Source organism: uncultured Pseudoteredinibacter sp. (assembly GCF_947502065.1).
Lineage (GTDB): Bacteria > Pseudomonadota > Gammaproteobacteria > Pseudomonadales > Cellvibrionaceae > Pseudoteredinibacter.
The window spans coordinates 1,202,307-1,224,354 of sequence record NZ_CANMYE010000001.1 but is presented as its reverse complement, the minus strand read 5'-3'; the positions used below and the strand labels follow the sequence as shown (position 1 = coordinate 1,224,354).

Sequence of the window (22,048 nt, the reverse complement as noted above, 5' to 3'; positions counted from 1 at the left end):
GTTCAGTTTTTAACTAAGTAGACCAGCCTTTAACAACGCTGCAATGTCAGGCTGAACAACATTTGCCCAATATGATCAATCTTTTACCACCTCTCAGCCAATAAAAAACCCGCGGCAAAAACCGCGGGTTTTTAGAGAAGCCTAACTGAACAACAGAAAGGCTCAATAGTGGTAATTTCTTAGAAGCTACCACTAACTGTCAAACGAGCATTCATTGGCTGGCCAACAGTTACCTGGTGGGTGCTGTGCGCCGTTGGGAAGTACTCTTCGTCTGTTAGGTTTTCGATATTCAATTGCAGACGCAACTCATCAGAAACCTGGTAAGACATCATTGCATCAACACGAGTGTAACTAGGCAAGGTTAAATCGCTTCCGTCTTTGATCAGTGATTCATCTTGGTAGATAACACCGAAGCCCAAACCAAACTTGTCTGTCGCTTGATAGCCAGCCCATACAGAGGCCATGTTCTCGGGCAATTCGCGAGGCTGAACACCTGAGCCAGTTTTGCCATCTAGGTTGCTGTAACCCGCTTGAATAGAAAGCTGCTCAGTTAAGTTACCTTGCAACTGAATCTCGTAGCCTTCGACTTCCAAACCGCGAACTTCAAAGTTCTCGCCAGTTTCGTTATCACGAGCAGCGCGAGTCTGTTCGTTTTCAAAGTAAGCAGCCGTTAGGCTTAAGCCACTTTCAAAGTCCCACTTCAAACCGATTTCAGAGTTTTCAAAAACATCTGGGTCTAGGTTGTTCGCATCACCATTGATATTCGCAAACTGCTCACCGCTGCGTGGCAAGAAAGATTCACTGTAGCTGGCGTAGATAGAAATATTTTCTTGTGGCTTATAAACCAAACCTGCACGTGGAGAAATTTCTTCGTCTTTACGTGTACGTCGTTCGTTATCCGCTTTTACGTTGAGCACATCAATGTCGAAGCTATCGAAACGCGCACCTAAAACGATGTCGAAGTTTTCAGAAAGTGCGATCTGATCTTGGATGTAAACAGAAGCCACTTCAATATCGACGTGGGTATCATCGTTTAAAGAATCAGGGTTATTGAAAACAACGGTAGTTGCCTGCCCTGCTGCATTAACACCTACACCACCAACCAGGTTTCTTAGCTGATCGATAAGAATGGTTTCTTTATCTTTACCCGAAGTGTCCCAAAAAGCGTTATAACGATCTTGGTTAGAAGAGGTATCGCCGTATTCAACGCCAGCAATCAAAGTATGCTCGATGCTACCGGTATCAAACTCGCCAACTAAGTTTGCAGACAAAGTTAGGTTTTCACGCTGAGTAGTATCTAAGTAACCGTCTAAGGTCACACGATCTGGGGTGTTGGCCTGATCGTAACCAGAGGCATAAAGGTTTTGATACAGCTTATCGTAGTCGCCGTAAGTAACATTGAAGTTACCTTTTAAGCTGTCAGAAAAACGGTGCTGCAAAGTAGCGCGGAACACATTAGCTTCTAAGCCAGTTGTGTTTAGATTACGATCGCCAAATACTACGCCATCAAGTGCTTCAACTGGGCGTCCGTCAGCACCGGTTGGAATACCACGATCGATAAAACGTTCGAAGTCTACATATTCGTAAGAAACATCTAAAGCCGTCTCATCACCCAACTTCACATGTAGGGTTGGGTTAATCGCGTAACGGTCGCCATCAAAATGATCACGATCACCTTCTAAAGCTTCGTACATGCCGTTAATACGCAACGCTACATCTTCATTAATGCTGGTATTGGTATCGATCTGAATACCAACGCCACTGAAGCTATCAGCGCTAACACTAAATTTCGTGAAATCTTTATCTAGCTGACCTTTTTTACTAACACGGTTTAGTACGCCGCCAGTACCACCACGACCGAATAGTAGTGCGTTAGGGCCGCGCAAGATTTCAACCTGATCTAGGTTATAAAGTGGACGGTAGTATTGAACGTCGTCTCGTGCGCCATCAATAAAGAAGTCAGCGGTTGAACGAACACCACGGAATACAACCGCATCACGGTGGCCTTCGCCCTGGGTGTTGTTTACGCCAGGAGTGTAATTAATGATATCGGCAACGCTATCGAAACCCTGCTTGCTGATTTGCGCCGCTGTGATGATCGATAAGCTCTGTGGCACATCGATAATAGGAGTTGGACTTTTAACCGAATTGAGCTTATCCATAGAAAGGTATGAACCCTCTACGATCACTTCTTCGATAGCGTCTTCAGCGATAGCCACCCCAGAAAGTAAGGCCTGATTTGCAGCGATTAGCGCAATAGCTAAAGGCAATTTTTTCATGTTCTCCACTCCATACCTATTTGGATATATGCGTTAGCGAGCGACATGGCCGTGTTTTGGCCAAGATCTTCGCCGAGCTTTTTAAGCCGTTTTTAATGGGGCGCAAGTATCCAGTAAAACCAAACAAAATGGAATGGCAAATGAGTATTATTCTTATTGTTTTTTGATATATATCTACGCTTTAGTGCTTTATGCGCCTAAAAATGAAGCAAATTGTACTATTAAACATACTTTCCTTAGGGTTTTAGCGCGTTGGCCTGCCATTACGATGTAGCCACTAGCGACGGCCGAATTACGTCAAGAAGCTCTTAATAAGCCACTATTGAGAGAAGCGAAGGCACAAACAGGCCGCAGGAGGCTGGCACTCGACTCGTGACGTTGCGCTGAACAGTAGCTAGCAAACCGCTTTAAGCAGGATAGCCAGTTATCTTACGTATTGATTGGTAGAGACGACTTAAGGAAGGAAACATCTTTAGATACACATCTTTGTATAAGTCATTATAGAGCTTCACGTTACCCTTATTGGGTGTAAATACCGTGCCAATGGAGCTCATGCTTTTACAGGCTTCGGTGTGGTTTTTATACCAACCTAAAGCGACGGCTGAATTTATCGCCGCCCCTAAACCACTGGTCTCATAAGTGCTGGGACGCTCGACTTCCATGCCGAAAATATCGGCCGAGATTTGCATAATTTGATCGCTTTGGGAGCCACCACCTGAGATGCGCAGTTTGCTAATTTTTTTACCGCTACGCTTTTCGACACGCTCTTTACCTTCGCGCAAGGCATAACAAAGCCCTTCGATAATGGCTCGATAAATATGCGCTTTGGTATGGACATCACCAAAACCAATAATTGCGCCCTTTGCACCTGGCCCTGGATTTTTAATGCCGGGGCTCCAGTAAGGTTGCAGAGTCAGGCCCATTGAGCCGGCGGGTACTTGCTCTAATAGCTCGTCGAATAAGCTTTCTACCGCTACGCCCTCTTCCTTAGCACGCAAGCGCTCTTCCAGTGCCATCTGTTCCTTAAACCAACTTACCATCCAGTAGCCGCGATACACCATCGCTTCGGTGTTGTATCGACCAGGTGTTGCAGCTGGGTATGGCGGTATCATCGGGGCCGATTCTATATAGCGATCGAAATTACCGTTGTAGGTTGCCGTGGTGCCATAGCTTAAGCAGCCGATATGCTCTTCTACGGCGCCCGCGCCTAATAGCTCGCAGGCTTTGTCGGAGCCAGAAGCGACAATGGGGAGTCCTTCGAGCAAACCGGTTTCTTGAGCAGCAATAGCATTTACGTGCCCAAGCATTTCCCCGGCCGGCGTTAATTCAGGCAGCATTGATTGAGTAATCGGTAAGGCCTTCCAATGCCAGCTACTCGGTTTTGCCCATTGCTGTGCTTTGTAATCGAATGGAATATACGCAACCTGACTCGCGACACTATCTTTAAATTCACCGCAAAGTTTAAAGTGGTGGTAGCCCGATAGCAGCAAAAATTTATGGGTTTGCTGCCACAAGTCTGATTGTTCTTGTACCAACCAATTTGCTTCAGCCTGGCGGGTAAAATAATCTATATTAGATTTTAGGCCCAGTAGTTTTAATGGCCAGTCGAGCCAACCCAAAGAAACTGGATTCGGAGCCTCTCGCTGATCCAGCCAAATAATGGCCGGACGTAAAGCATCGCCATTTTTGTCTACGTTCACCACGGTGCCACGCTGGGTGGTGACACTAAGCGCTGCAATTTGCTCTGGCTTTACTATTCCCTGTTGCCACAAACACTGACAGGCCACGCAGAGTTTTTCCCAAAAATATTCGGCCGATTGCTCAGCCCACCCTGGTTCTGGACTGGTATAGGCTTCTATGGGTACATAAGCCTTATCGATTTGATTACCATCACGATCATAGACCAGCGCACGAATGCTCTGTGTGCCATTATCAATACTGAGTACAAAAGGTTTATCACTCATAGGGCAATTCTTATATTAGAGCCAATTATTATTCAGTTGGTAAGCTGTAGTGCTGTTGCCAAATATTTTTGTAACGCTCAAGCTCTGCTTCCCAGCGTTCGCCACTCCAGCCCAGCTCTTCAATACACAAGGTCTTACACACAGAAAACAAAGAGCTCGCACCATCTTCAAGTAGCAAGCCAAGGCGTGTACGGCGTAGCAATAAATCGTCGAGATGCTCAACCCACTCATGTTTAAGGGCCCAGCGTAGATGCGCTAAACAATATTTTTGCTGCTCGATGGCATGCAGCTCATCGCTGTTACTTTCAGACAAAAAGTCTGCTGCTTTAAAGCCATAAAATGCGCTTGCAGTATCGAAAATAGCCTCGTCTTTGACAATAGGTTTTAGCGCTTCAAGTTTTGATGCATCTACTCCTCGAAACACTTGGGCATCATCACGAGCATACTTGAATCCGGGTATGTACTGTTCAGCTTTTTGCAGGACATCCAAAGCCATCACTCGAAAAGTGGTAAGCTTTCCACCCGCCGCACTGATCAAACCTTTATCATTCCAGACCGCGTGATCGCGCCTTTCTTTAGAAGGCTTCTTTTTGCTGCTTTTTCGCTTGGCGTTTTTAGCCGCAAGCTGTTGTGACTTTTTAAACTGTTTATCACCGGCAATAACAGGCCTAACGCCAGACCAAGTGGAGACAATGTCTTTCTGGTTAATGCTGGTGCCGGGAAAGTGTTTTTCAACAATCGCTAAAAGATAATCTAGCTCTTCTTTGGATATTGCCGCCTCGCTACTCAGCTCTTTATCATAGTCTAAATCAGTCGTGCCGATAACACTGTGCCCTTCCCAGGGAAATACAAAAACACTGCGTTTATCCGCTGGGTGCTGGCAACTTAAAGCGCTTTGCATTGGTAACACTCCACGCTTAAGCACAATATGGCTTCCTTTAAGCGGGCGCACTCGGGTTTCATCAACGCGCTGCTGGCGAAGCTTATCAGCCCAAGCGCCTGTACTATTTACAACCACTTTGGCACTGCAATTAAAGCTATCTAAAGAAACTGCATCGAACACTTCTAGCTGTTGCAAGCCTTTGTCATCGGCAGTACAACTCTTCACCTCACAGTAGTTTAGCAAACATGCCTCATCTGCCTCGGCTTCTTGTAGTACTCGCAACACCAAGCGACTATCGTCTGTTACCGCATCGGTATAATAAGCAGCGCCCTCTAAGCCTTCGACAGATATGTTGCTAAAGTTCGATTGCAATTCACCGGTATCACATATTTTATGATTTTTGATGCCTGCAATTCGATCATAGCTAGACAGCAATAACTTCATCACCATGCGCCATGGCATCCAGCTTTTAGGCAATAAAAAATAGTAGCCCATGCGCTCCACTAGGCCCGGCGCCTCGCGCAGAATACGTTCGCGCTCCAGCAAGGATTCCTTGGTGAGCTTCCTATCTCCCATGGCTAGGTAACGCAAACCGCCATGTACCATTTTTGAAGAGCGGCTAGAGGTTCCCCAGGAAAAGTCTCGCTGTTCCAATAACAGAACACTCAAGCCACGCCGTGACGCCTCCCGAGCCACACCAGCACCGGTAATACCACCACCAACAACAATCATGTCCCAACTTTGGTCTTGCGCTTGTGCAAGCTTTTGCGCGCGTTTACTCACCACATTAGTCTCCACTAAAATTGCTACAGTGACAGCAATTAATCAACCAACTTGCCGGGGTTCATAATATTGTTTGGGTCAAAGTGTTTACACAATCTCTGTATTGTTGCAATGCCCAACTCACCTTTTTCAGCCGGCAAGTAAGCCTTGTGATCTTCGCCAACACCATGCTGATGGCTAATTGTTCCACCAACAGAAACAATGGCTTCAGCGCCAGCTTGTTTTAACGCCAACCAACGACCGTAGGCTTCTTGGTAATCACTGCCTGCACGATACATATAGGTGGTATAGACACTGCTGCCTTGCGGATAAAAATGTGAGAGGTGGGTAAAGACATGAACCTTTTCACCAAAGCCTTCAGCCGCTTTACGAATACCCTCTTCAATCGCAGCCATGGTGGTATCGGTTTTGCTCCAATCTACCGCGGTTTCCATGGTATCAATCGCATAACCCAAATCCATAAAGCCATCGCGCAAATACGGGCTACGAAAACGGCTGTGCTCCCATGCCTTGCCAATTAACTTACCGATATAGACACCACCAAATTTGCGACTTAGACGTTTCACTTGCTTGAGCGCGAAGCGGCAGCTTTTGCTGTCACCGGTGGTACCAAAAGTGAACATTACTTTGCCTTCAGCCACACCGCGAAAAGATAGATATTTTTCCAGATAAGCAATCGCCTTGGGATCGCCGCCAAGCTTTAAGTGAGAAGAGGTTTCTTCGGCATTGCTTAGCCGCATCATCGAGAGCGGTAACATCTGCTGTGCCAAAGCTTTGCTTAATGATTTGCCTTGTTGCCAGCTTGGAAAGAACACGCCATAGAAATTTTCTTCTTCGGGTAGCGGCGTAACCCGCATCTTCACCTTGGTGATGATTCCCATACGCCCTTCCGAACCAAGTACGACTTCACGCAGATCCGTGCCGGCCGATGTGCCAGGAAAAGTTGGAATGTCCAAGCTGCCTTTTGGCGTCACCATGGTGCCGCCAGCAAACATTTTTTCAATGCGGCCATAGCGCAAAGATTGCTGACCACTGGAGCGACTCGCGACCCAGCCACCTACCGTTGAAAGCTCCCACGATTGTGGGAAGTGGCCCAGGGTATAACCTTCCGCTTTTAATAGCGCCTCAAGTTCAGGACCAGCCAAACCAGCCCCCAAGGTAGCAATTTGACTCTCGCGATCCAGCTCATAAAGCTTGTTGAAATTAGCTAGGCTCACAGTGATGACAGGCCGTTCGGTCTTGGCCGGATTAATGTGACCGACTACGGAGGTGCCGCCGCCATAAGGGATAATCATGGCATTGCGCTCTTCGGCGAGCTGCAGTAGCGCCTCGACTTCCGCTTCGTCGTTTGGCAGGGCCACTGCATCAGGTATTGCCCCTAATTCCCCAGAGCGAAGCGCAAATAAATCGGGCAAACTTTGGCCCCGACTATGACGCACACGAACCTCTGGACTTAAATCCAGCAAGGGGTGTTCAGCAATGTTACTTGCGGGTACTTTTGCGAGCACGCTTTGAAGATCAGCAAGCGGCAGCTCTGCAGCAGCACCTAAGCGCTCCTCGGCCATCGCAACAGCCTGCGAACTTGGGCTATGCGCATATTCGCCATTAAGCTTGCCCCAACCGTTCCAACGCTTTTGGCCATTTGACTGCCCACCCATAAACACCCCCTGATTTCCAATCGCCCATTACAGGGCATTAAGTTTTAAATAGATATCAGCATTTATAGTATTGTGAGATTGCGCACTTTGCGATGACGAGAGAAGACGCTAGAATCACCAAACGAGCCAAAATATAAGATCTTCGCTTAACTTACCGTGATAAAGCGGCAATGAAACAACAATAAGGGCTAATTTTGACCTCTTTAAGCGCATCGATACCCGCACTAAAACAATACCTCACCGCCGCTGAAGCTCTTGGCGTGGATATAGCGCCAGTACTGGAAAAGCACGACCTTACGGAGAGCTTGCTGCAAGACAATGAAGCCAGAATTGACTTGGCCCATTTCGAAGACGTTTTTATAGCCTTGATCAACGCCAGTAAACACCCCTATTTCGGGCTTTATGCTAGCAATCATATCAGCCCTGCCATGTATGCAAGCCTTGGGCTTATCTCAATTAGCGCCGCTAGCTTACGGGCATGCATTGAACTGGTGCCAACCTATGAGACACTGGTTGGGGATATGGGCACCACCGAGTTAATTGAGCAGGAAGAGTATTTCGAGCAGCGCTGGAACTGCCAACTAAAAGATCCAGTGGCCCGGCGACATATCAGCGAAGCGGTGCTTTCTTCTTGGTATTTATACGGAAAAAACATGCTGGGCCTTGAAGGCGATGTGCTTGGTTTAAGCTTTGAACACTCACAAAGTAAAAGCGACCTTCAGCAGTATCAAACTGTATTTTCTTGTACGCCTGATTTCAATGCCCCACACACCGCATTACGCCTACCTAAAGAAGCTATGGACGCACCTTTACCACAAGCTAATCCCGCATTACAGGATTCCCTGATTAGCCATGCTAATCAACTTTTACTAAAGCTGGCCCCCAAAAAGGAAAATAGTGAGCTAGACGAAATTCGGCGACATATCCTAGTATTACTCAATCAACAGGATATTAGTAAAGCTGCCCTTGCGAAAAAAATGAATATTAGCCCAAGAACTTTACAGCGCAGGCTTGAAGAAAACGGCAGCAGTTATCAAGAAGAACTCAGTGAATTACGTTTTGGCTTAGCAAAGACTATGTTAAAGCAAGGAGTAGACAACGAAAGCATCTGCACTCAACTAGGTTTTGCTGAGCCCAGATCTTTCTTTCGACGCTTTAAACAATGGAGCGGCATGACCACTACAGAGTTTAAGCAAACCGCAAGCGCCAAAAATAGCTAAGCTTCTGCACGTTATCAAAGCAAAACTAAAGCGATTTTAATCTTTGTTGATCTAAAAGTGCGAACAACTAATTATTCAACCAGCGCTGCAACAATCGTTGCAGCTTATAAAACTCGATAGGCTTGGCCAAATATTCATCCATGCCCGCGGCAAAACTGCGTGACTTTTCACCATTAAACAAATGCGATGACATTCCGATAATTGGGATATGCTCTGAGACAGGCTCACCTGCTTCGGCGCTTTTCAGTTCATGCTCGATTTCACGTTCACGAATGATCTGTGTGGCCTCAAAGCCATCCATCAATGGCATATTGCAATCCATTAATACAATATCAAAGTTCTGATTCTGCATTTTATCTAAAGCTTCTTTACCGTTAATCGCGACGGTAACTTGCAGCTTTAATTTTTCCAATAATTTCTGTGTCACCAGTTGATTGGCGCGATGATCATCAACCAGCAAAACCGTGTGCCCCTCAAAAGACAAAATATTATCTTTATCGTGATTGAGGCAGTCCGGCTTAGCGTAGTCGCCTTTAAGCAATAAATATTGCAAGGCATTATGAGCTGCATGTGGCGACAGGGGTTTGTTTAAACGAGCAACTTGAATTTTATCGATAGCATAATCAGTAACTTCCGTGCACTCCATGTCGCGCCTATTACCCACTATCAACTGCGCTACATCGCATAGCTGTTCGTTATCTAAGATCTGCTGGGATATCTCCATCCAGTCACGATTGCCATGACGGGTGTAAAACAGCACTAAATCAAAGGCTTCATCATCGTTGCGAGCGTCCCACATTAGCTGCACCACCGAGCCTAAATCTTTTTCGTGGGTGACCCTTAAGCCCCAGTCCTTAAATTCGCGCATCATTGGTTTGCGCACTTCTTTGGATACATCCACCAATAAAGCTCGTTTGTTTTTTAGGCGAGCGTTGACTGAAACTTCTTGCGTGAGGCTACCAGATATTTCAAGTGGCAAGCTAACCAAAACCTGGTGACGCGAAGGACTAACCTCAACGAAACCCGATATGGATTCGGCCAACGCTTTACAGACAACAAATGAAGTACTGTTTTCCCAGCTATTAACCAAGGTAGTAGCACTCTCCCCACTCTCACCTGTCGTTTCCCAGGCCGAATACTTATCTTCCCCCGAACCTATCAAACGGATTTTCAAGGTTAAATTACCATCGCGTTGATTATCCAACTTATAGTTACCAACGATGGTGATTTCTTCGGATTGAGTCGAGTACATCACGTGGTAAATCAGCTGATGTAAAATCTGCTGAACGCGAACCGCATCGCCACGCACTCGTAAAGGAATGCTGGAATTTAGCAAGTAGTTCAATTCGGTATGCTGGTGAGCCGCATCTTCAAACAAGTCCTCAAGCACGTTTTCCAGCAGGCGGCGTAAATTGAAAACACTGATATCGCGTTCATACTGGCGGCCTACTGTGGTTAGATATTCACCAACATTGTTGATCAACTCCAATTGGTGCATGGCTGTTCGATGCGCCATATCCACCAGTTCAGATTGGTGTGAGTTAAGCTGATCGCGATCAAGCAGGGACAAGCTTCCCAATAGATCATTCAAATTAACCCGAACCTCACTGCCTAAGTTCTGTAAAAACTCGGTGCTAAATTGATCAGCGGCCTGCATATCACGCTTTTCAGCTTCTAACTCGATGGTTTTGCGAGTCAGGGCTTGATTGGTTTCCAAGCTCTTCCAGTAGCTTTCCGCAACGATTCTACCTTGATGAATCATGAGCAAGAAAAACAATAAAATAATAATGCCGTATAAATAACCGTTGATGGTGCCCAGTGAGACCATGGCCAGCGCGCCAGGGATCAAACCAAAGAACTGATACCAACTCATATACCGGTTATAGGGAGCCAGAGCATTGGCCGTCGAAGAAAAGAATACGATGGTGTAAAACCACAAGATGGTAGAAGCGTCATCCAAACCCTTGATCAAGGTGAATGCTACCAAAACCACGCTCCACCATAGCGCACCAAGTAAAGAGGCTAAAAAGTACTGATTGCGCCATCGTGATGGCGCTCTTGGGTAAAGTGCATCGAAACGAAATAGAAAAAAGCTGCGCACCCCCGTTAATGCCAATAGGCCGACGGTTAAAATTGCGGTAGCAGTAGGCGCTTGCAGGTATAGCTCCCCCATCCAAACACAAAACAGAAACACCGCAAGATTGATTAAGATGCCTCGGCGACTGTATTTCGCCATTCGGCTATCAGTTTCGCGCATTAAACGGCGATCACGATGAACTTTGGATTCTGGAATAAAGAGCTTAAACATAGGGTCTGTTCTCGCAAAAACGGGTTACTGCATAGCTTACAGCTATGGCTAGCGATTTGATGCTGACGAGCTTACTGCTCCATCATCTGTACAATGACGGTTTTTATGATAAAACCCAGAACCCCCAAGCCAAGAGCCGTAAACAAAATCATGGTACCGAAGCGCCCTGCATTTGACTGCTTGGCTAAATCCCAAACAATAAATGCCATAAAGGCGATTAAGCCACCGACCCCAAGATACAGTGACCAGGTTTCAAATACTTCAATATCCACTAATAACTCCAAACTCTTCGCAAAAATGTGGTATCGGTTACTTTTCTATTCAGGATAAGCCAGATACACTGCCTGAGTCGCTCATAAGAGCGGGCTCATAAAAGTAAAAAGGCGCTGCCAGGAACAAGGGTCTTGATGCCGCGCCTAATATACCTGTATTAGGTTTATTATAAGTGAAGACAAAGGGGATATAGAATGAAAATTAACACTAAATTGATGCGTAACGGTCTATTGGCTTTCACGGCAGCTTCTGTTTTGGCATTGGCTGGCTGTTCACAAGACGCTAGCGAAGAGAAAAAAGCGGCCGCTGCTGTTGAAGAAGCAGCTGCTGAAGCTAAAGCGGAATCTGGTAATCTATTGGATCAAGCCGCCCAAGCGACTCAAGACGCTGCATCTGGCCTTAAAGAGCAAGCTTCAGACGCCATGAGCGAAATGAGCGATAGCGCAAAAGAAGCAGCTGGTGAGCTAGGTGAAGGCGCCAAAGAAGCTGTTGGTGCTGTTGCTGATAAAGTTGAAGAAGCGGCTGGCGACGCTATGAACAAGGTTGAAGAAGCCGTTCAGGACGAAGAAAAAATGAACGAGCTAAAAGAGAAAGCTGAAGGCGCTCTTGAAAAGCTAAAAAGCGAATAATTGATTAATTCGCAGCCATAAAAAAAGCCGCTATTGCGGCTTTTTTTATGCTTGAAATTTACTGATGGAAATCACCTGAGCCCAAAGCTCAGCGAAGAGCAGCAAGCCGCCCTTCTCCATCAATAAACTCAAGACCGGCTTAGATGGAAGATTCCAACTCAGGCACAGCTTCAAACAAATCAGCAACTAGACCGTAGTCAGCTACAGAGAAGATTGGTGCTTCTTCGTCTTTGTTGATTGCAACGATAACCTTAGAATCTTTCATACCTGCCAAGTGCTGGATAGCACCAGAGATACCTACAGCAATGTACAGCTCAGGCGCAACGATCTTACCGGTTTGACCAACCTGCATATCGTTAGGTACGAAGCCGGCATCTACCGCAGCACGCGAAGCACCTACCGCAGCACCTAGCTTGTCAGCTACCTTGTACAGCATTTCGAAGTTTTCGCCATTCTGCATACCACGACCACCAGAGATCACAATCTTGGCAGCGGTTAGCTCAGGACGATCGCTCTTCGCTAGCTCTTCGCCAACGAAAGAAGAAACACCAGCATCTTGGGCATTATCGATAGATTCAACAGCGGCAGAACCACCTTCGGCTGCCACAGCGTCAAACGCTGTACCACGAACAGTGATCACCTTAATGGCGTCAGAGCTTTGCACTGTTGCGATCACGTTACCAGCGTAGATAGGACGCTTAAAGGTATCGCTGCTCTCAACAGAAATAATGTCAGAAATAGCCTGAACATCCAGCAAAGCCGCAGCGCGAGGCATGATGTTTTTACCGTTACTGGTCGCAGAAGCTAAAACGTGGGTGTAATCTTTACCCAAATCAGCAACTAGCGCTGCAACGTTTTCAGCCAACTGATATTCGTATGCGGCATTGTCAGCAACTAATACTTTCGCCACACCATCAGCTTGGGCAGCCGCTTCAGCCGCGGCACCACAGCCAGAGCCAGCAACTAGTACATGTACGTCACCACCAATCGCTTTAGCCGCAGCCAAAGTGTTTAGAGTAGCGGCCTTGAGGCTAGCATTATCGTGTTCTGCAATTACTAAAATACTCATCTTAGATCACCTTCGCCTCATTTTTTAGTTTCTCAACCAGCTCAGCTACGTCCGCAACCTTGATGCCCGCACTGCGCTCGGCAGGTGGCTCAACTTTCAAGGTTTGTACACGTGGAGCTACATCAACACCCAACTCGTCAGGCGTTGTAGTATCTAGTGGCTTCTTCTTAGCCTTCATGATGTTAGGCAAAGACGCATAGCGAGGCTCATTCAAGCGCAGATCGGTAGTAACGATCGCTGGCAAGTTCAACTTAACAGTCTGTAGACCGCCGTCGATTTCGCGAGTTACGTTAACCGTGCCGTCTTCAACCGCAACTTCAGAAGCGAAAGTACCCTGAGGCATATTGCTCAATGCACCTAGCATCTGACCAGTTTGGTTGTTATCACCGTCGATGGACTGCTTACCCATGATCACAAGATCAGGAGATTCCTTGGCGATGATGGCATTCAAACACTTCGCTACAGCTAATGGCTGCAGCTCAGCATCGGTTTCTACCAAGATGCCGCGATCGGCACCCAGGGCCATCGCAGTACGAATTTGTTCTTGGGATTGTTTAGTACCCAGTGATACAGCGACTACTTCAGTCGCAACGCCCTTCTCTTTTAGGCGAACCGCTTCTTCAACAGCAATTTCACAGAAAGGGTTAATAGACATTTTAGCGTTGGCAATATCAACGTCAGTACCGTCTGACTTTGGACGTACTTTGACGTTGTAGTCCACAACGCGTTTAACAGCAACAAGAATCTTCATCGGTTTCCCATTCGCTTATCGTTGAAGGATAAACGCGGCAGCACCCTCTGGCTTTACGCCCTTGTTGTTTTAAGAGTGGTACCACATTCCCGCAGTGCTCTGGCTTTAATAAAAGCTTATTACAGCCGACTTCGAGCGGCGAGTATGTTGAAGCAGCAGCCCCTTAAAATCAATACCTGTTCTGCTCAGGGGTGATGGCAAGATTGATCAAAGTCACTGAAATTAGTCATTTTTTCCACAGACAGTACCTTTTTAAGGCTCATTTATTAGGCAGTTATTGGGCGAATGTCGCATCCCACTACTTAAATGGTGGAACATTCGGTCATAGCTTTGCGCCTTTTTACCATTGGTCTATCTAGGCCGTCACGGCTATAATCCGCGCCAATACTAGAGAAATTGGGTATTAGTTTTAATTATCTGAGCGCTTTGCCAACAGTTTTAGCCTTGAATCGACAGTATCGATAATGGGTATCAAAACTATGAATGGCGTTAAAAGGTTTAGAAAGGTTAAGCTAAGCCAATAATGAAGCTTAACCCGGATGTTTTGGGTTGATAAAAAGCCAAGCCTCTCGGTTTGTATTATAGAAGTGCCGCTATTTAGACAAACGGCACAACCGTATTAGCTAGATTTGCCAGGAGTGAGACTGTGGAAAGAGAATATATGGAATACGATGTGGTTATCGTTGGTGCTGGCCCTGCCGGTTTATCAGCAGCCTGTCGTATAAAACAGCTGAACGAAGAAATCTCTGTCTGCCTAGTTGAAAAAGGTTCAGAGGTTGGAGCCCACATCCTTTCGGGTGCGGTATTCGAGCCCACTGCCTTAAATGAACTGTTCCCTGATTGGAAAGAACGTGGCGCGCCACTCAACACCGAAGTCACAGGTGATGATATCTACATGCTGCGCAACGCCGAAAACAGCATCAAGATTCCAAACTTCTTTACCCCAAAAACCATGCACAACGAAGGCAACTATATTATCAGCCTTGGTAACTTGTGCCGCTGGTTGGCTGAGCAAGCCGAAGCCATGGGCGTAGAGATCTTCCCTGGCTTTGCCGCCGCCGAAGTCGTCTATAACGAAGACGGCAGTGTTAAAGGTATTGCAACAGGCGATATGGGCATCGGTTTAGATGGCCAGCAAAAAGACAGCTACATGCCAGGCATGGAGCTGCACGGTAAATACACCCTATTCACCGAAGGCTGTCGCGGTCAACTGGGTAAGCAGCTAATCGCCAAATACGAGCTGGATAAAGACGTAGAGCCACAGCATTACGGTATCGGCATTAAAGAGATTTGGAAGGTTCCAGCGGAACAGCACCAGCAAGGCTTGGTTGTGCACACCGCAGGCTGGCCTCTGAGCGAATCTGGGTCTGCGGGTGGTACTTTCTTGTACCACATCGAAGACAACCAGGTAGTAATCGGCCTAATTACCGACCTTTCCTACACTAACCCGCACTTGAGCCCCTTCGACGAGTTCCAGCGCTACAAGCATCACCCAGTAGCCAAGCAATACCTAGAAGGCGGCGAGCGTCTTTCTTACGGTGCTCGAGCTATCGCCAAAGGCGGCATCCAGTCACAGCCGAAGATGACCTTCCCTGGCGGTTTGTTACTCGGTGATAACGCAGGCACCCTGAACTTTGCCAAAATTAAGGGCAGCCACACCGCGATGAAATCTGGCATGCTAGGTGCTGAAGCGGTAGTTAAAGCAATTACAGAAGAGCGCAATGGTCAAGATCTAACCGATTTTACCGAGGCCTACAAAGCTTCTTGGGCATGGAAAGAGCTACACACCCAGCGCAACTTCGGCCCTGCACAGCATAAGTGGGGCAACATCATTGGTTCGGCCTATGCCTTTATCGATATCAATATCTTTAATGGCAGCCTGCCTTGGACACTATCTGATCCTAAGCCAGACCATGAAGGCATGAAACTGGCTTCAGAGGCCAAGAAGATCGACTACCCGAAACCAGACGGCGTACTGAGCTTTGATAAGCCTTCTTCGGTATTCCTATCGAATACTAATCATGAAGAAGATCAGCCTTGCCACTTAACCTTAAAAGACGACGCCATTCCAATGGATGTGAACTACGCCAAGTGGGATGAGCCAGCGCAGCGCTACTGCCCTGCGGGTGTTTACGAGGTTGTCGAGCAGGAAGATGGCAGCAAGAAGTTCCAAATTAATGGCCAGAACTGCGTACACTGTAAAACCTGTGATATTAAAGACCCAAGCCAGAACATTACCTGGGTATGCCCAGAGGGCGCTGGCGGCCCTAACTATCCAAATATGTAACGCAAAGCTTGTTGCGACATTAAAAAAGGGCCTGCGGGCCCTTTTTTAAGGTCATCTATTTTACTTAGCAGCAACAAGAGCTTTCAAGCTGGTTAATATATTTTCCCTAAGGAACAGCCGACTCCGCCGCTAAACACCTGCATTTCACCCTCACAGTCTTGGGCAAGATTTACCAGCTCGTAAAAGACCGATCGCGATAAGCTCGCATTTAAGCCATCTCGCACGGCAATACAAGGGATGCTTTGCTCACCATAGCTTTCAAACCAAATTTGATGCTTAGCATCTAGGCGAACAGATTCTCCAATTTCATTACGAAATTCCAAGAAAAACACACCATCTTCTTCCAACTCCATCATTTGAGTTAGACAAAATGCCTGCCTTTCGACTTGGATGCGCCACTTCTCAATCGGGGTTACCAAAAAGTACTCATCGCCTTCGCGCTTAAGAATCGAGGCAAACAGTGCCCGTAAAGGTAGGCGGCGAATAGGATCACCTTCGTGAAACCACTGCCCGTCAGCCGAGATAACAATATCGATGTCACCGCTGAAATCAGGGTTCCATAAATGAACTGGAGGCTTGGATCCTGGCGTAGCGGCTTGTTGAACGGCCTGGCTCAGTTGTTCTGGGTCTAGCATAGGTCTTAAATTATAATTCCTGCTTGGCATAAGCACCCTCTCTTTAAGTCTCACTAGCCAACAATCGATGGCCATACAACGGAGGATTTTTTGTTCCCAGCATTAGGGCGCTACAGTCTGCCCATAGTCAGCCTGCGATGCAAGAACCCTTCGTCTTTGTCTCAACGTGGTTATCAGGGGGCGCTAACCATAGTTAACTGCTGAGCATAATCTGCAGATGCCATGCGCAATAGCTCAATAGGACTTACCTCAGACCATGCTAAACGGCGACTTACCGAATCCAATATGGCTGAATCCAACAGCTTGCCGCTATAGCTATCGTAAAGCTGTATCTGAAGGCGCAGACGATCGCGGCCCATCGCTTTGCCGGAGTCCATATCTTGATCGTACTCCTGCCAGCTGCTGATATTGTCCTCCATGTAGGATAACTGATGGAACACCGTGATTGGCATGCGCATCAAGCGAGCGCTGGCTAGAGCCTCGCCTAAACTAGCAGGATTGGAAGACGCTTTGCTCAATGGAAATTGCTCCAGCAAAGCATCGTATAGGCTCTCTGTGATGGTCAGCTCGGTACGGGGAATAAGATCATTTTTAGCCATAGCAATATACAAAGGCGTATGGGCATTAAGCCGCCACTGCTGCTGGCGAGTAATATTCACTTTATTACTCATTTGAAGATAGGACGGAATCTCCTGGACCACCTGATAACTGTATTGCGGCGTGCAGGCCATTAGCATCGATAGCAATAAAGTGATCGACAAGTATTTTGCAGCGGTAAACTTACTCGTTTTCATAACGCTCTTCCCGTATATAAGCGGCAACAAGCTTCCCTTTTTAATTTCCTACAGGAAATTTTTGTCCAGCACGTAGCTGGTAATAAGCCACATAACAATCAGACTAGGCTATTTTTGGAGGGGCGACTCAGTTGCAGTGATCAATACAGAAAACATAGCAATAAAGAGGCCAAGGCGGCTTTTTGTGACGATAGTGCCAACTAATAGCCGCTGAAGTTATATAGCAAGCACGTTTATATTCCACGAAATTAATAACAAATAGCGATTAATTACCCCAGAGCTCAGCAATAGGTTGGATATAAGAATTGAGTATTTCGAAGCCTTAGGAACATGAAAAAAACATTTAAGCAAAGACGATATTTCACTGGCATTTTTTCTGATTTGATTAATACTTAATAACGCCAGTAAGGTAAATGACAGCAGCCAGTCTTCATCTTATAGATCGAACAGAGCACTGTTATCTTTCTTCAAAGCTATGTTCAACGACGTGTTTACTCCTAATGGTCTTGGCCCGATGCTCTCCCCCAGACGTCGGGTTTTTTTTATTAAGTCTTTGATTTACCTAAGAAAAACACCCTTTTTAGCCCCTTAAAATCTGTGAAATACGGAAAAAAACGCAAAAAAGGAAAATAGAGAAAAATCAAAAGCTTACAGAAATCCCCTCTACTGTATGAACCACTGGATTTGGAAAAATTTTGGCAAAGCTTTTCCTGCCCAAAATCAATGTGTTGCGTGCCTAATTACCAACGCGCATTCAAGCAAGGTGGTGTCTATTAATATTTCTGGTTATAAGCGAAGAGCTTTTACTAGCTTGTGGCACAATTCGATTACCAACTAAGTGGGGGCTGATTTTATTTGCTGCGATTAAAAGGTTACTTGCAATGAAAAAATCAATCTTCGGATTATACCAAAACCTATCCAACGACTATGAACAAAGGGCCGTATATGTTTATTCAACTCTGCTCTTTGACAGGGGTCGCTTTGCGCGCAATAACATCGAATTGTACGATGAATACATCAACTCGTTTTCACCGAGTACTCAACTGCCAGATAATCAACTCTTGGAAATTTCGACCAATCAAGTATGGGAGTCAATCACCACCGGCCACTAGCGATGAATAAGCACATAAATATCGCGATAGAATCTAATTCAGCAAATATTAATGCTAAAAATGTAGGATATGTTGTGATGTGATTTTATCATTTAATTTCACCTTCGACACCCTACTTAGTGCGCCCCTTACGCACCGAGATCTTGATAGTCGCTGCCTCTCAGTGGCTTTTTTTAGAACTGAATTACCCGAGTAGAGCTGGGGGGCTATAGTTGCTTTATAGTTCTAGATGGTAGCACTACTATGATATGAGGGTTTGTTTGACTCGATTTTTAAATACCTTACTATTAACATAACAATAAACAATAAACAATACTTATGGACTATTTTTGATGAGCAATATAAGAATAAAGTTAGCCCTTTTATCTCTTGGACTTTTTCTCTCCACCACAGCTAGCGCGCAAATTGTAATTTGCGCCATGCCCGCCCAAGAGGTTTTTACTCAGAGCCCTATTTTATTAGCGGTTTTAGCAGTATTTTTAATTTTCATCGTTAGAAAGATAGGCAAGTTGAAAGGCACGCAAGCGCTTTTATTTCTATACGGAATAATTGCTATAAATGGATTTTATTTCATTCAGCACGCGGAAGCTGGCGGAGCCGGCGGCGGCGGCGGCATAACACTTAATGATATTTCCGGTTCAAATTGTGATGCTGGACACCCAATTAATAACGGCTCGAATAATTCGTATCAAAACAATTCAGGAGTTACGCTGACGGTTATAAGCATATCATTACCTGCAGCCTGTTCGGCTAGCACTGCTCCTATACAAACCTGTACTACAGGGCTAAGTCTCGCAAACGGTGATTCTTGCGGGATTAACTGCCAATGACATAAATGAATTTTAGTGCCGAGGTTAAATTACATAGTGCTTTCTATTCGGTTTGCTTCGTACTATTGTTTTTGGGTGCAATGATAAATGTAATGGTCAACAATTACCTGACACTGATTTAAGTTTTTCTTCCTTTGCAACAGGCGGCAGGCCATCGTTAGCTGCATGCGGCCTGCGCTGATTGTAATAAGTCATTAGATACCAGCCTATATCGATCGTGGCTTCTGTGATCGATCAGCAACCTGTATTCGGCACCCATTCTGTTTTTAAACTTCTAAACAGTCGGTCCATCGGAGCATCCCAACAGTAGCCACGGCGGCTCATGCTTTGTTCAAAGCGGTAGCGCCACAATTGTTGCCTGAACTGAGAATAAACCGTCATTGGCCACCTTTTCCTCAAGGGCTTTTAGGCGCTTTCTGAAGTTTTCCAGGTTGTGGCGTACCCAGATCGAGCGGACGCCACTGCCTGAGACAAACACACCTGTTTTACTTAATTCATTGCTGGTTCGATGCTGGCCGTGAGCCGGCTGCTCGATGGCGCAAGTGACTACAGCCTGTTCTGTCGCCGCATCCGCTCTGTTCTTGGGATTTGGTACTTTACGGCTCTTGTAGATCAGATTATCTATACCTCCGTCTTCAACAAGTTCTTGATTACGATAGAACGTATCGCGTGTTACACCCATGACTTTACAGGCTTTGGAAACATTGCCCAGATCTTCTGCTAAATTGAGCAAGTTGGCCTTGTGTTTAATGATGGGGTTGTAAGTATGGATCATGAGAGTTACCTTTTTGTTTTGATTAAAGCTGCGACACCTTTATCAAAACGGGTAACTCTCTCTTTTTCAAGACGAAGTGTCAGATCTAGTCTGAGCGAATACACTTAATGATAAGTAGACAGCACCCTAAACCGCACTACCCTCCAGCAATAGACGCCGACATAGTTCTTGCAAGCCCTTGCCCTTGTTACTTACCTTCCAGGCCAAGTAATGCTGCTGTTTATCCATAACCGGTTTAGCGACTTTGATAAGCTCACCGTTTTCTATCGCCTTCTCGGCGCGATGCGTAGGTACAAAGCCGATTCCTACGCCAGCTTTTATGGCCTGGTATTTTTGCTCCATGGTTTGCACATAAAAACGCTGTGATTGCAGCCCAAGGCCTGCGCTTCGGGCAACATCAACCACCGAGGTGTCGTGCAGCACTACACGCCTAAGATTCGGGTACACCTGGTCTACCAAATCAGCATTAGCGGCCTGCTCGGCCAAAGGGTGACTGGATGATATTAGCTCGATCAGCGCGTCCAGACCATAGGGCTCCACTCTTATTCCCTGGTTGCTGGGTACCGGCCCTGGCGCACCTACAAGTAGCTCGACCTCAGCTCTGGCCAAAGCATCCCAGCCACCGTTAAGAACAGATTCTTGTATATCAATTTCCATGCTGGGGTGTTCTTGCAGAAAGCCAGATACCACAGCAAAAAAATTGGGATAATTCTGCAGCGATTCAACGGCAATACGAATCCTTGGCTCCCAGCCATTAGCCACCTCTTTCGCTTTTAAGACGATATCATTGCTAGCCTGCAATAGCTGCCGCCCTTCATCCAGGAGCAACTTTCCAGCTGGCGTGAGCACTGACCGGCGCCCTTGCCGCCTAAACACTACAATATCCAGCTGTTCCTCAAGCTTTTGCACAGAATACGATAATGCCGAGGTCACCCTATTCAACTCTTCGGCCGCCTTAGCAAAGCTGCCTCGACGATCAATAGCATCCAGGATTTCAAGCACTTCTAGGGTTATTTGAGATCTCATAGCAACTGTTCAATTTAATTGAAGGTTTTATGCAGTATTTACCGCTTATTAAAAAGCTGTCAATCCATAAAATACTTCTTAACAGTTTATTGCAGTGCGTCCTATCAAAGCATGCTCTGCTAAACAAGCTTAATAAACCAAAAACAAATTTGAACAATTATTTAATACAGGGCTTAAAAATGACTACTTTACACATCGACAGCAGCGCTAATTTAACAGGCTCCAACAGTCGCAAGCTGGGCCAATACCTTGCAGCTAAGCTGGATAAGCCAACGGTTTACCGTGATCTCGTGTCAAACCCCGTTAGCCTCCCAAGCGCCGAAGATTTGATGGCCTTTAAAGATGGAACTGATAACGGAAATGCCAGCCTAAGTAACTTTGTGGAGCTATCCAACACTCTAATTAACGAGTTAAAGCAAGCTGACACCCTAGTTATTGGCGCCAGCATGTATAACTTCAGCGTGTCGAGTTATTTAAAGCTTTGGATTGATGCCATTTGTGTCGCGGGAAAGACCTTTCACTATACAGAGCAAGGCCCGCAAGGCCTCTGTAATATTGAGAAGGCCTATATCATCACCGTAACTGGCGGCACACCTGTAGGCAGTAGCTATGATCATTGCAGCAGCTATATCGAGCAGGTATGCCGCTTTATTGGCGTTAAGGAGATATATCACATCGATGCCAGTGGCTCAAAGGGCTCGCAAGCGGAAGTGTTAAGTGACGGAGAGCGCCAAATTGATGCTCTGCTGGCGAAATAGGCGAAAAAACAATA

Annotated in this window: 16 protein-coding genes and 2 pseudogenes; 5 read left to right on the top strand and 13 right to left on the bottom strand. The window is 46.2% G+C overall.

The genetic code is table 11. From position 1 onward, the window contains the following. Window positions 1–179 precede the first annotated feature (179 nt). From Q1A41_RS04985 to Q1A41_RS04970, 4 genes are all read right to left on the bottom strand, one after another. Window positions 180–2,279 (bottom strand): TonB-dependent siderophore receptor, encoded by a 2,100-nt coding sequence (locus Q1A41_RS04985; RefSeq protein ID WP_299975517.1) that lies wholly within the window; start codon window positions 2,277–2,279, stop codon window positions 180–182. A gap of 407 nt (window positions 2,280–2,686) precedes the next feature. Then, the gene (locus Q1A41_RS04980) at window positions 2,687–4,243 is read right to left on the bottom strand and encodes an FGGY-family carbohydrate kinase (RefSeq protein ID WP_299975515.1); all 1,557 of its coding nucleotides are present in this window, start codon (window positions 4,241–4,243) and stop codon (window positions 2,687–2,689) included. 28 nt (window positions 4,244–4,271) lie between these two features. Then, complete coding sequence (locus tag Q1A41_RS04975; protein WP_299975513.1) at window positions 4,272–5,912, bottom strand: glycerol-3-phosphate dehydrogenase/oxidase; 1,641 nt, start codon at window positions 5,910–5,912, stop codon at window positions 4,272–4,274. Window positions 5,913–5,947: 35 nt separating this feature from the next. Further along, window positions 5,948–7,567 (bottom strand): FAD-binding oxidoreductase, encoded by a 1,620-nt coding sequence (locus tag Q1A41_RS04970; RefSeq protein ID WP_299975511.1) that lies wholly within the window; start codon window positions 7,565–7,567, stop codon window positions 5,948–5,950. A 194-nt stretch (window positions 7,568–7,761) separates the two neighbouring features. Here Q1A41_RS04970 and Q1A41_RS04965 point away from each other — a divergent pair, with 194 nt between their 5' ends. After that, window positions 7,762–8,787 (top strand): AraC family transcriptional regulator ligand-binding domain-containing protein, encoded by a 1,026-nt coding sequence (locus Q1A41_RS04965; RefSeq protein WP_299975509.1) that lies wholly within the window; start codon window positions 7,762–7,764, stop codon window positions 8,785–8,787. Between the two features lie 67 nt (window positions 8,788–8,854). Here Q1A41_RS04965 and Q1A41_RS04960 read toward each other — a convergent pair whose 3' ends face one another. Both Q1A41_RS04960 and Q1A41_RS04955 read right to left on the bottom strand, forming a co-directional pair. Further along, window positions 8,855–11,095: a response regulator gene (locus Q1A41_RS04960; RefSeq protein WP_299975507.1), complete on the bottom strand. Its 2,241-nt coding sequence runs from the start codon at window positions 11,093–11,095 to the stop codon at window positions 8,855–8,857. A 71-nt stretch (window positions 11,096–11,166) separates the two neighbouring features. Next, window positions 11,167–11,367, bottom strand: coding sequence for a DUF2788 domain-containing protein (locus Q1A41_RS04955; RefSeq protein ID WP_299975479.1), 201 nt, complete (start codon window positions 11,365–11,367; stop codon window positions 11,167–11,169). A 195-nt stretch (window positions 11,368–11,562) separates the two neighbouring features. On the opposite strand from Q1A41_RS04955, the gene Q1A41_RS04950 reads away from it, so the two are divergent. Further along, window positions 11,563–11,997, top strand: coding sequence for a hypothetical protein (locus Q1A41_RS04950; protein ID WP_299975476.1), 435 nt, complete (start codon window positions 11,563–11,565; stop codon window positions 11,995–11,997). A 139-nt stretch (window positions 11,998–12,136) separates the two neighbouring features. Here the strand turns inward: Q1A41_RS04950 and Q1A41_RS04945 are convergent, their stop codons facing one another. Together Q1A41_RS04945 and Q1A41_RS04940 are read right to left on the bottom strand one after the other, a co-directional pair. Next, window positions 12,137–13,066 (bottom strand): FAD-binding protein, encoded by a 930-nt coding sequence (locus tag Q1A41_RS04945; RefSeq protein WP_299975474.1) that lies wholly within the window; start codon window positions 13,064–13,066, stop codon window positions 12,137–12,139. Between the two features lies 1 nt (window position 13,067). After that, window positions 13,068–13,817 carry an electron transfer flavoprotein subunit beta/FixA family protein gene (locus tag Q1A41_RS04940; RefSeq protein WP_299975472.1) on the bottom strand — a complete coding sequence of 250 codons (750 nt, stop codon included), beginning with the start codon at window positions 13,815–13,817 and terminating at the stop codon, window positions 13,068–13,070. A 661-nt stretch (window positions 13,818–14,478) separates the two neighbouring features. Between Q1A41_RS04940 and Q1A41_RS04935 the strand changes: the two genes are divergently transcribed. Next, window positions 14,479–16,104: an electron transfer flavoprotein-ubiquinone oxidoreductase gene (locus tag Q1A41_RS04935; RefSeq protein WP_299976163.1), complete on the top strand. Its 1,626-nt coding sequence runs from the start codon at window positions 14,479–14,481 to the stop codon at window positions 16,102–16,104. A 92-nt stretch (window positions 16,105–16,196) separates the two neighbouring features. On the opposite strand, the gene Q1A41_RS04930 is transcribed toward Q1A41_RS04935, so the two are convergent. Both Q1A41_RS04930 and Q1A41_RS04925 read right to left on the bottom strand, forming a co-directional pair. Continuing rightward, window positions 16,197–16,769, bottom strand: a complete 573-nt coding sequence (locus Q1A41_RS04930) for a DUF1285 domain-containing protein (protein ID WP_299975470.1) — start codon at window positions 16,767–16,769, stop codon at window positions 16,197–16,199. A 143-nt stretch (window positions 16,770–16,912) separates the two neighbouring features. Then, the gene (locus Q1A41_RS04925; RefSeq protein WP_299975468.1) at window positions 16,913–17,533 is read right to left on the bottom strand and encodes a DUF4823 domain-containing protein; all 621 of its coding nucleotides are present in this window, start codon (window positions 17,531–17,533) and stop codon (window positions 16,913–16,915) included. A 1,444-nt stretch (window positions 17,534–18,977) separates the two neighbouring features. Here Q1A41_RS04925 and Q1A41_RS04920 point away from each other — a divergent pair. Then, entirely contained in the window at window positions 18,978–19,475 is a 498-nt protein-coding gene (locus Q1A41_RS04920) for a hypothetical protein (protein ID WP_299975466.1), read from the top strand. 96 nt (window positions 19,476–19,571) lie between these two features. Here Q1A41_RS04920 and Q1A41_RS04915 read toward each other — a convergent pair. The 3 genes and pseudogenes from Q1A41_RS04915 to Q1A41_RS04905 form a co-directional block, all read right to left on the bottom strand. Then, a pseudogene (locus Q1A41_RS04915) lies at window positions 19,572–19,838 on the bottom strand (integrase core domain-containing protein); the annotation flags it as partial. Window positions 19,839–19,845: 7 nt separating this feature from the next. Further along, window positions 19,846–20,250, bottom strand: a pseudogene (locus Q1A41_RS04910) (helix-turn-helix domain-containing protein); the annotation flags it as partial. Window positions 20,251–20,376: 126 nt separating this feature from the next. Further along, window positions 20,377–21,276 carry a LysR substrate-binding domain-containing protein gene (locus tag Q1A41_RS04905; RefSeq protein WP_299975464.1) on the bottom strand — a complete coding sequence of 300 codons (900 nt, stop codon included), beginning with the start codon at window positions 21,274–21,276 and terminating at the stop codon, window positions 20,377–20,379. 179 nt (window positions 21,277–21,455) lie between these two features. Between Q1A41_RS04905 and Q1A41_RS04900 the strand changes: the two genes are divergently transcribed. Then, window positions 21,456–22,034 carry an NAD(P)H-dependent oxidoreductase gene (locus tag Q1A41_RS04900; protein ID WP_299975462.1) on the top strand — a complete coding sequence of 193 codons (579 nt, stop codon included), beginning with the start codon at window positions 21,456–21,458 and terminating at the stop codon, window positions 22,032–22,034. Window positions 22,035–22,048 lie beyond the last annotated feature (14 nt).

What these genes read in the sequence shown, in the direction of transcription:
- Q1A41_RS04960 (WP_299975507.1), bottom strand. Translation starts at nt 11,095, where the DNA reads ATGTTTAAGCTCTTTATTCCAGAATCCAAAGTTCATCGTGATCGCCGT.
- Q1A41_RS04980 (WP_299975515.1), bottom strand. Translation starts at nt 4,243, where the DNA reads ATGAGTGATAAACCTTTTGTACTCAGTATTGATAATGGCACACAGAGC.
- Q1A41_RS04950 (WP_299975476.1), top strand. Translation starts at nt 11,563, where the DNA reads ATGAAAATTAACACTAAATTGATGCGTAACGGTCTATTGGCTTTCACG.
- Q1A41_RS04940 (WP_299975472.1), bottom strand. Translation starts at nt 13,817, where the DNA reads ATGAAGATTCTTGTTGCTGTTAAACGCGTTGTGGACTACAACGTCAAA.
- Q1A41_RS04900 (WP_299975462.1), top strand. Translation starts at nt 21,456, where the DNA reads ATGACTACTTTACACATCGACAGCAGCGCTAATTTAACAGGCTCCAAC.
- Q1A41_RS04970 (WP_299975511.1), bottom strand. Translation starts at nt 7,567, where the DNA reads ATGGGTGGGCAGTCAAATGGCCAAAAGCGTTGGAACGGTTGGGGCAAG.
- Q1A41_RS04925 (WP_299975468.1), bottom strand. Translation starts at nt 17,533, where the DNA reads ATGAAAACGAGTAAGTTTACCGCTGCAAAATACTTGTCGATCACTTTA.
- Q1A41_RS04930 (WP_299975470.1), bottom strand. Translation starts at nt 16,769, where the DNA reads ATGCCAAGCAGGAATTATAATTTAAGACCTATGCTAGACCCAGAACAA.
- Q1A41_RS04905 (WP_299975464.1), bottom strand. Translation starts at nt 21,276, where the DNA reads ATGAGATCTCAAATAACCCTAGAAGTGCTTGAAATCCTGGATGCTATT.
- Q1A41_RS04985 (WP_299975517.1), bottom strand. Translation starts at nt 2,279, where the DNA reads ATGAAAAAATTGCCTTTAGCTATTGCGCTAATCGCTGCAAATCAGGCC.
- Q1A41_RS04945 (WP_299975474.1), bottom strand. Translation starts at nt 13,066, where the DNA reads ATGAGTATTTTAGTAATTGCAGAACACGATAATGCTAGCCTCAAGGCC.
- Q1A41_RS04920 (WP_299975466.1), top strand. Translation starts at nt 18,978, where the DNA reads ATGAGCAATATAAGAATAAAGTTAGCCCTTTTATCTCTTGGACTTTTT.
- Q1A41_RS04935 (WP_299976163.1), top strand. Translation starts at nt 14,479, where the DNA reads ATGGAATACGATGTGGTTATCGTTGGTGCTGGCCCTGCCGGTTTATCA.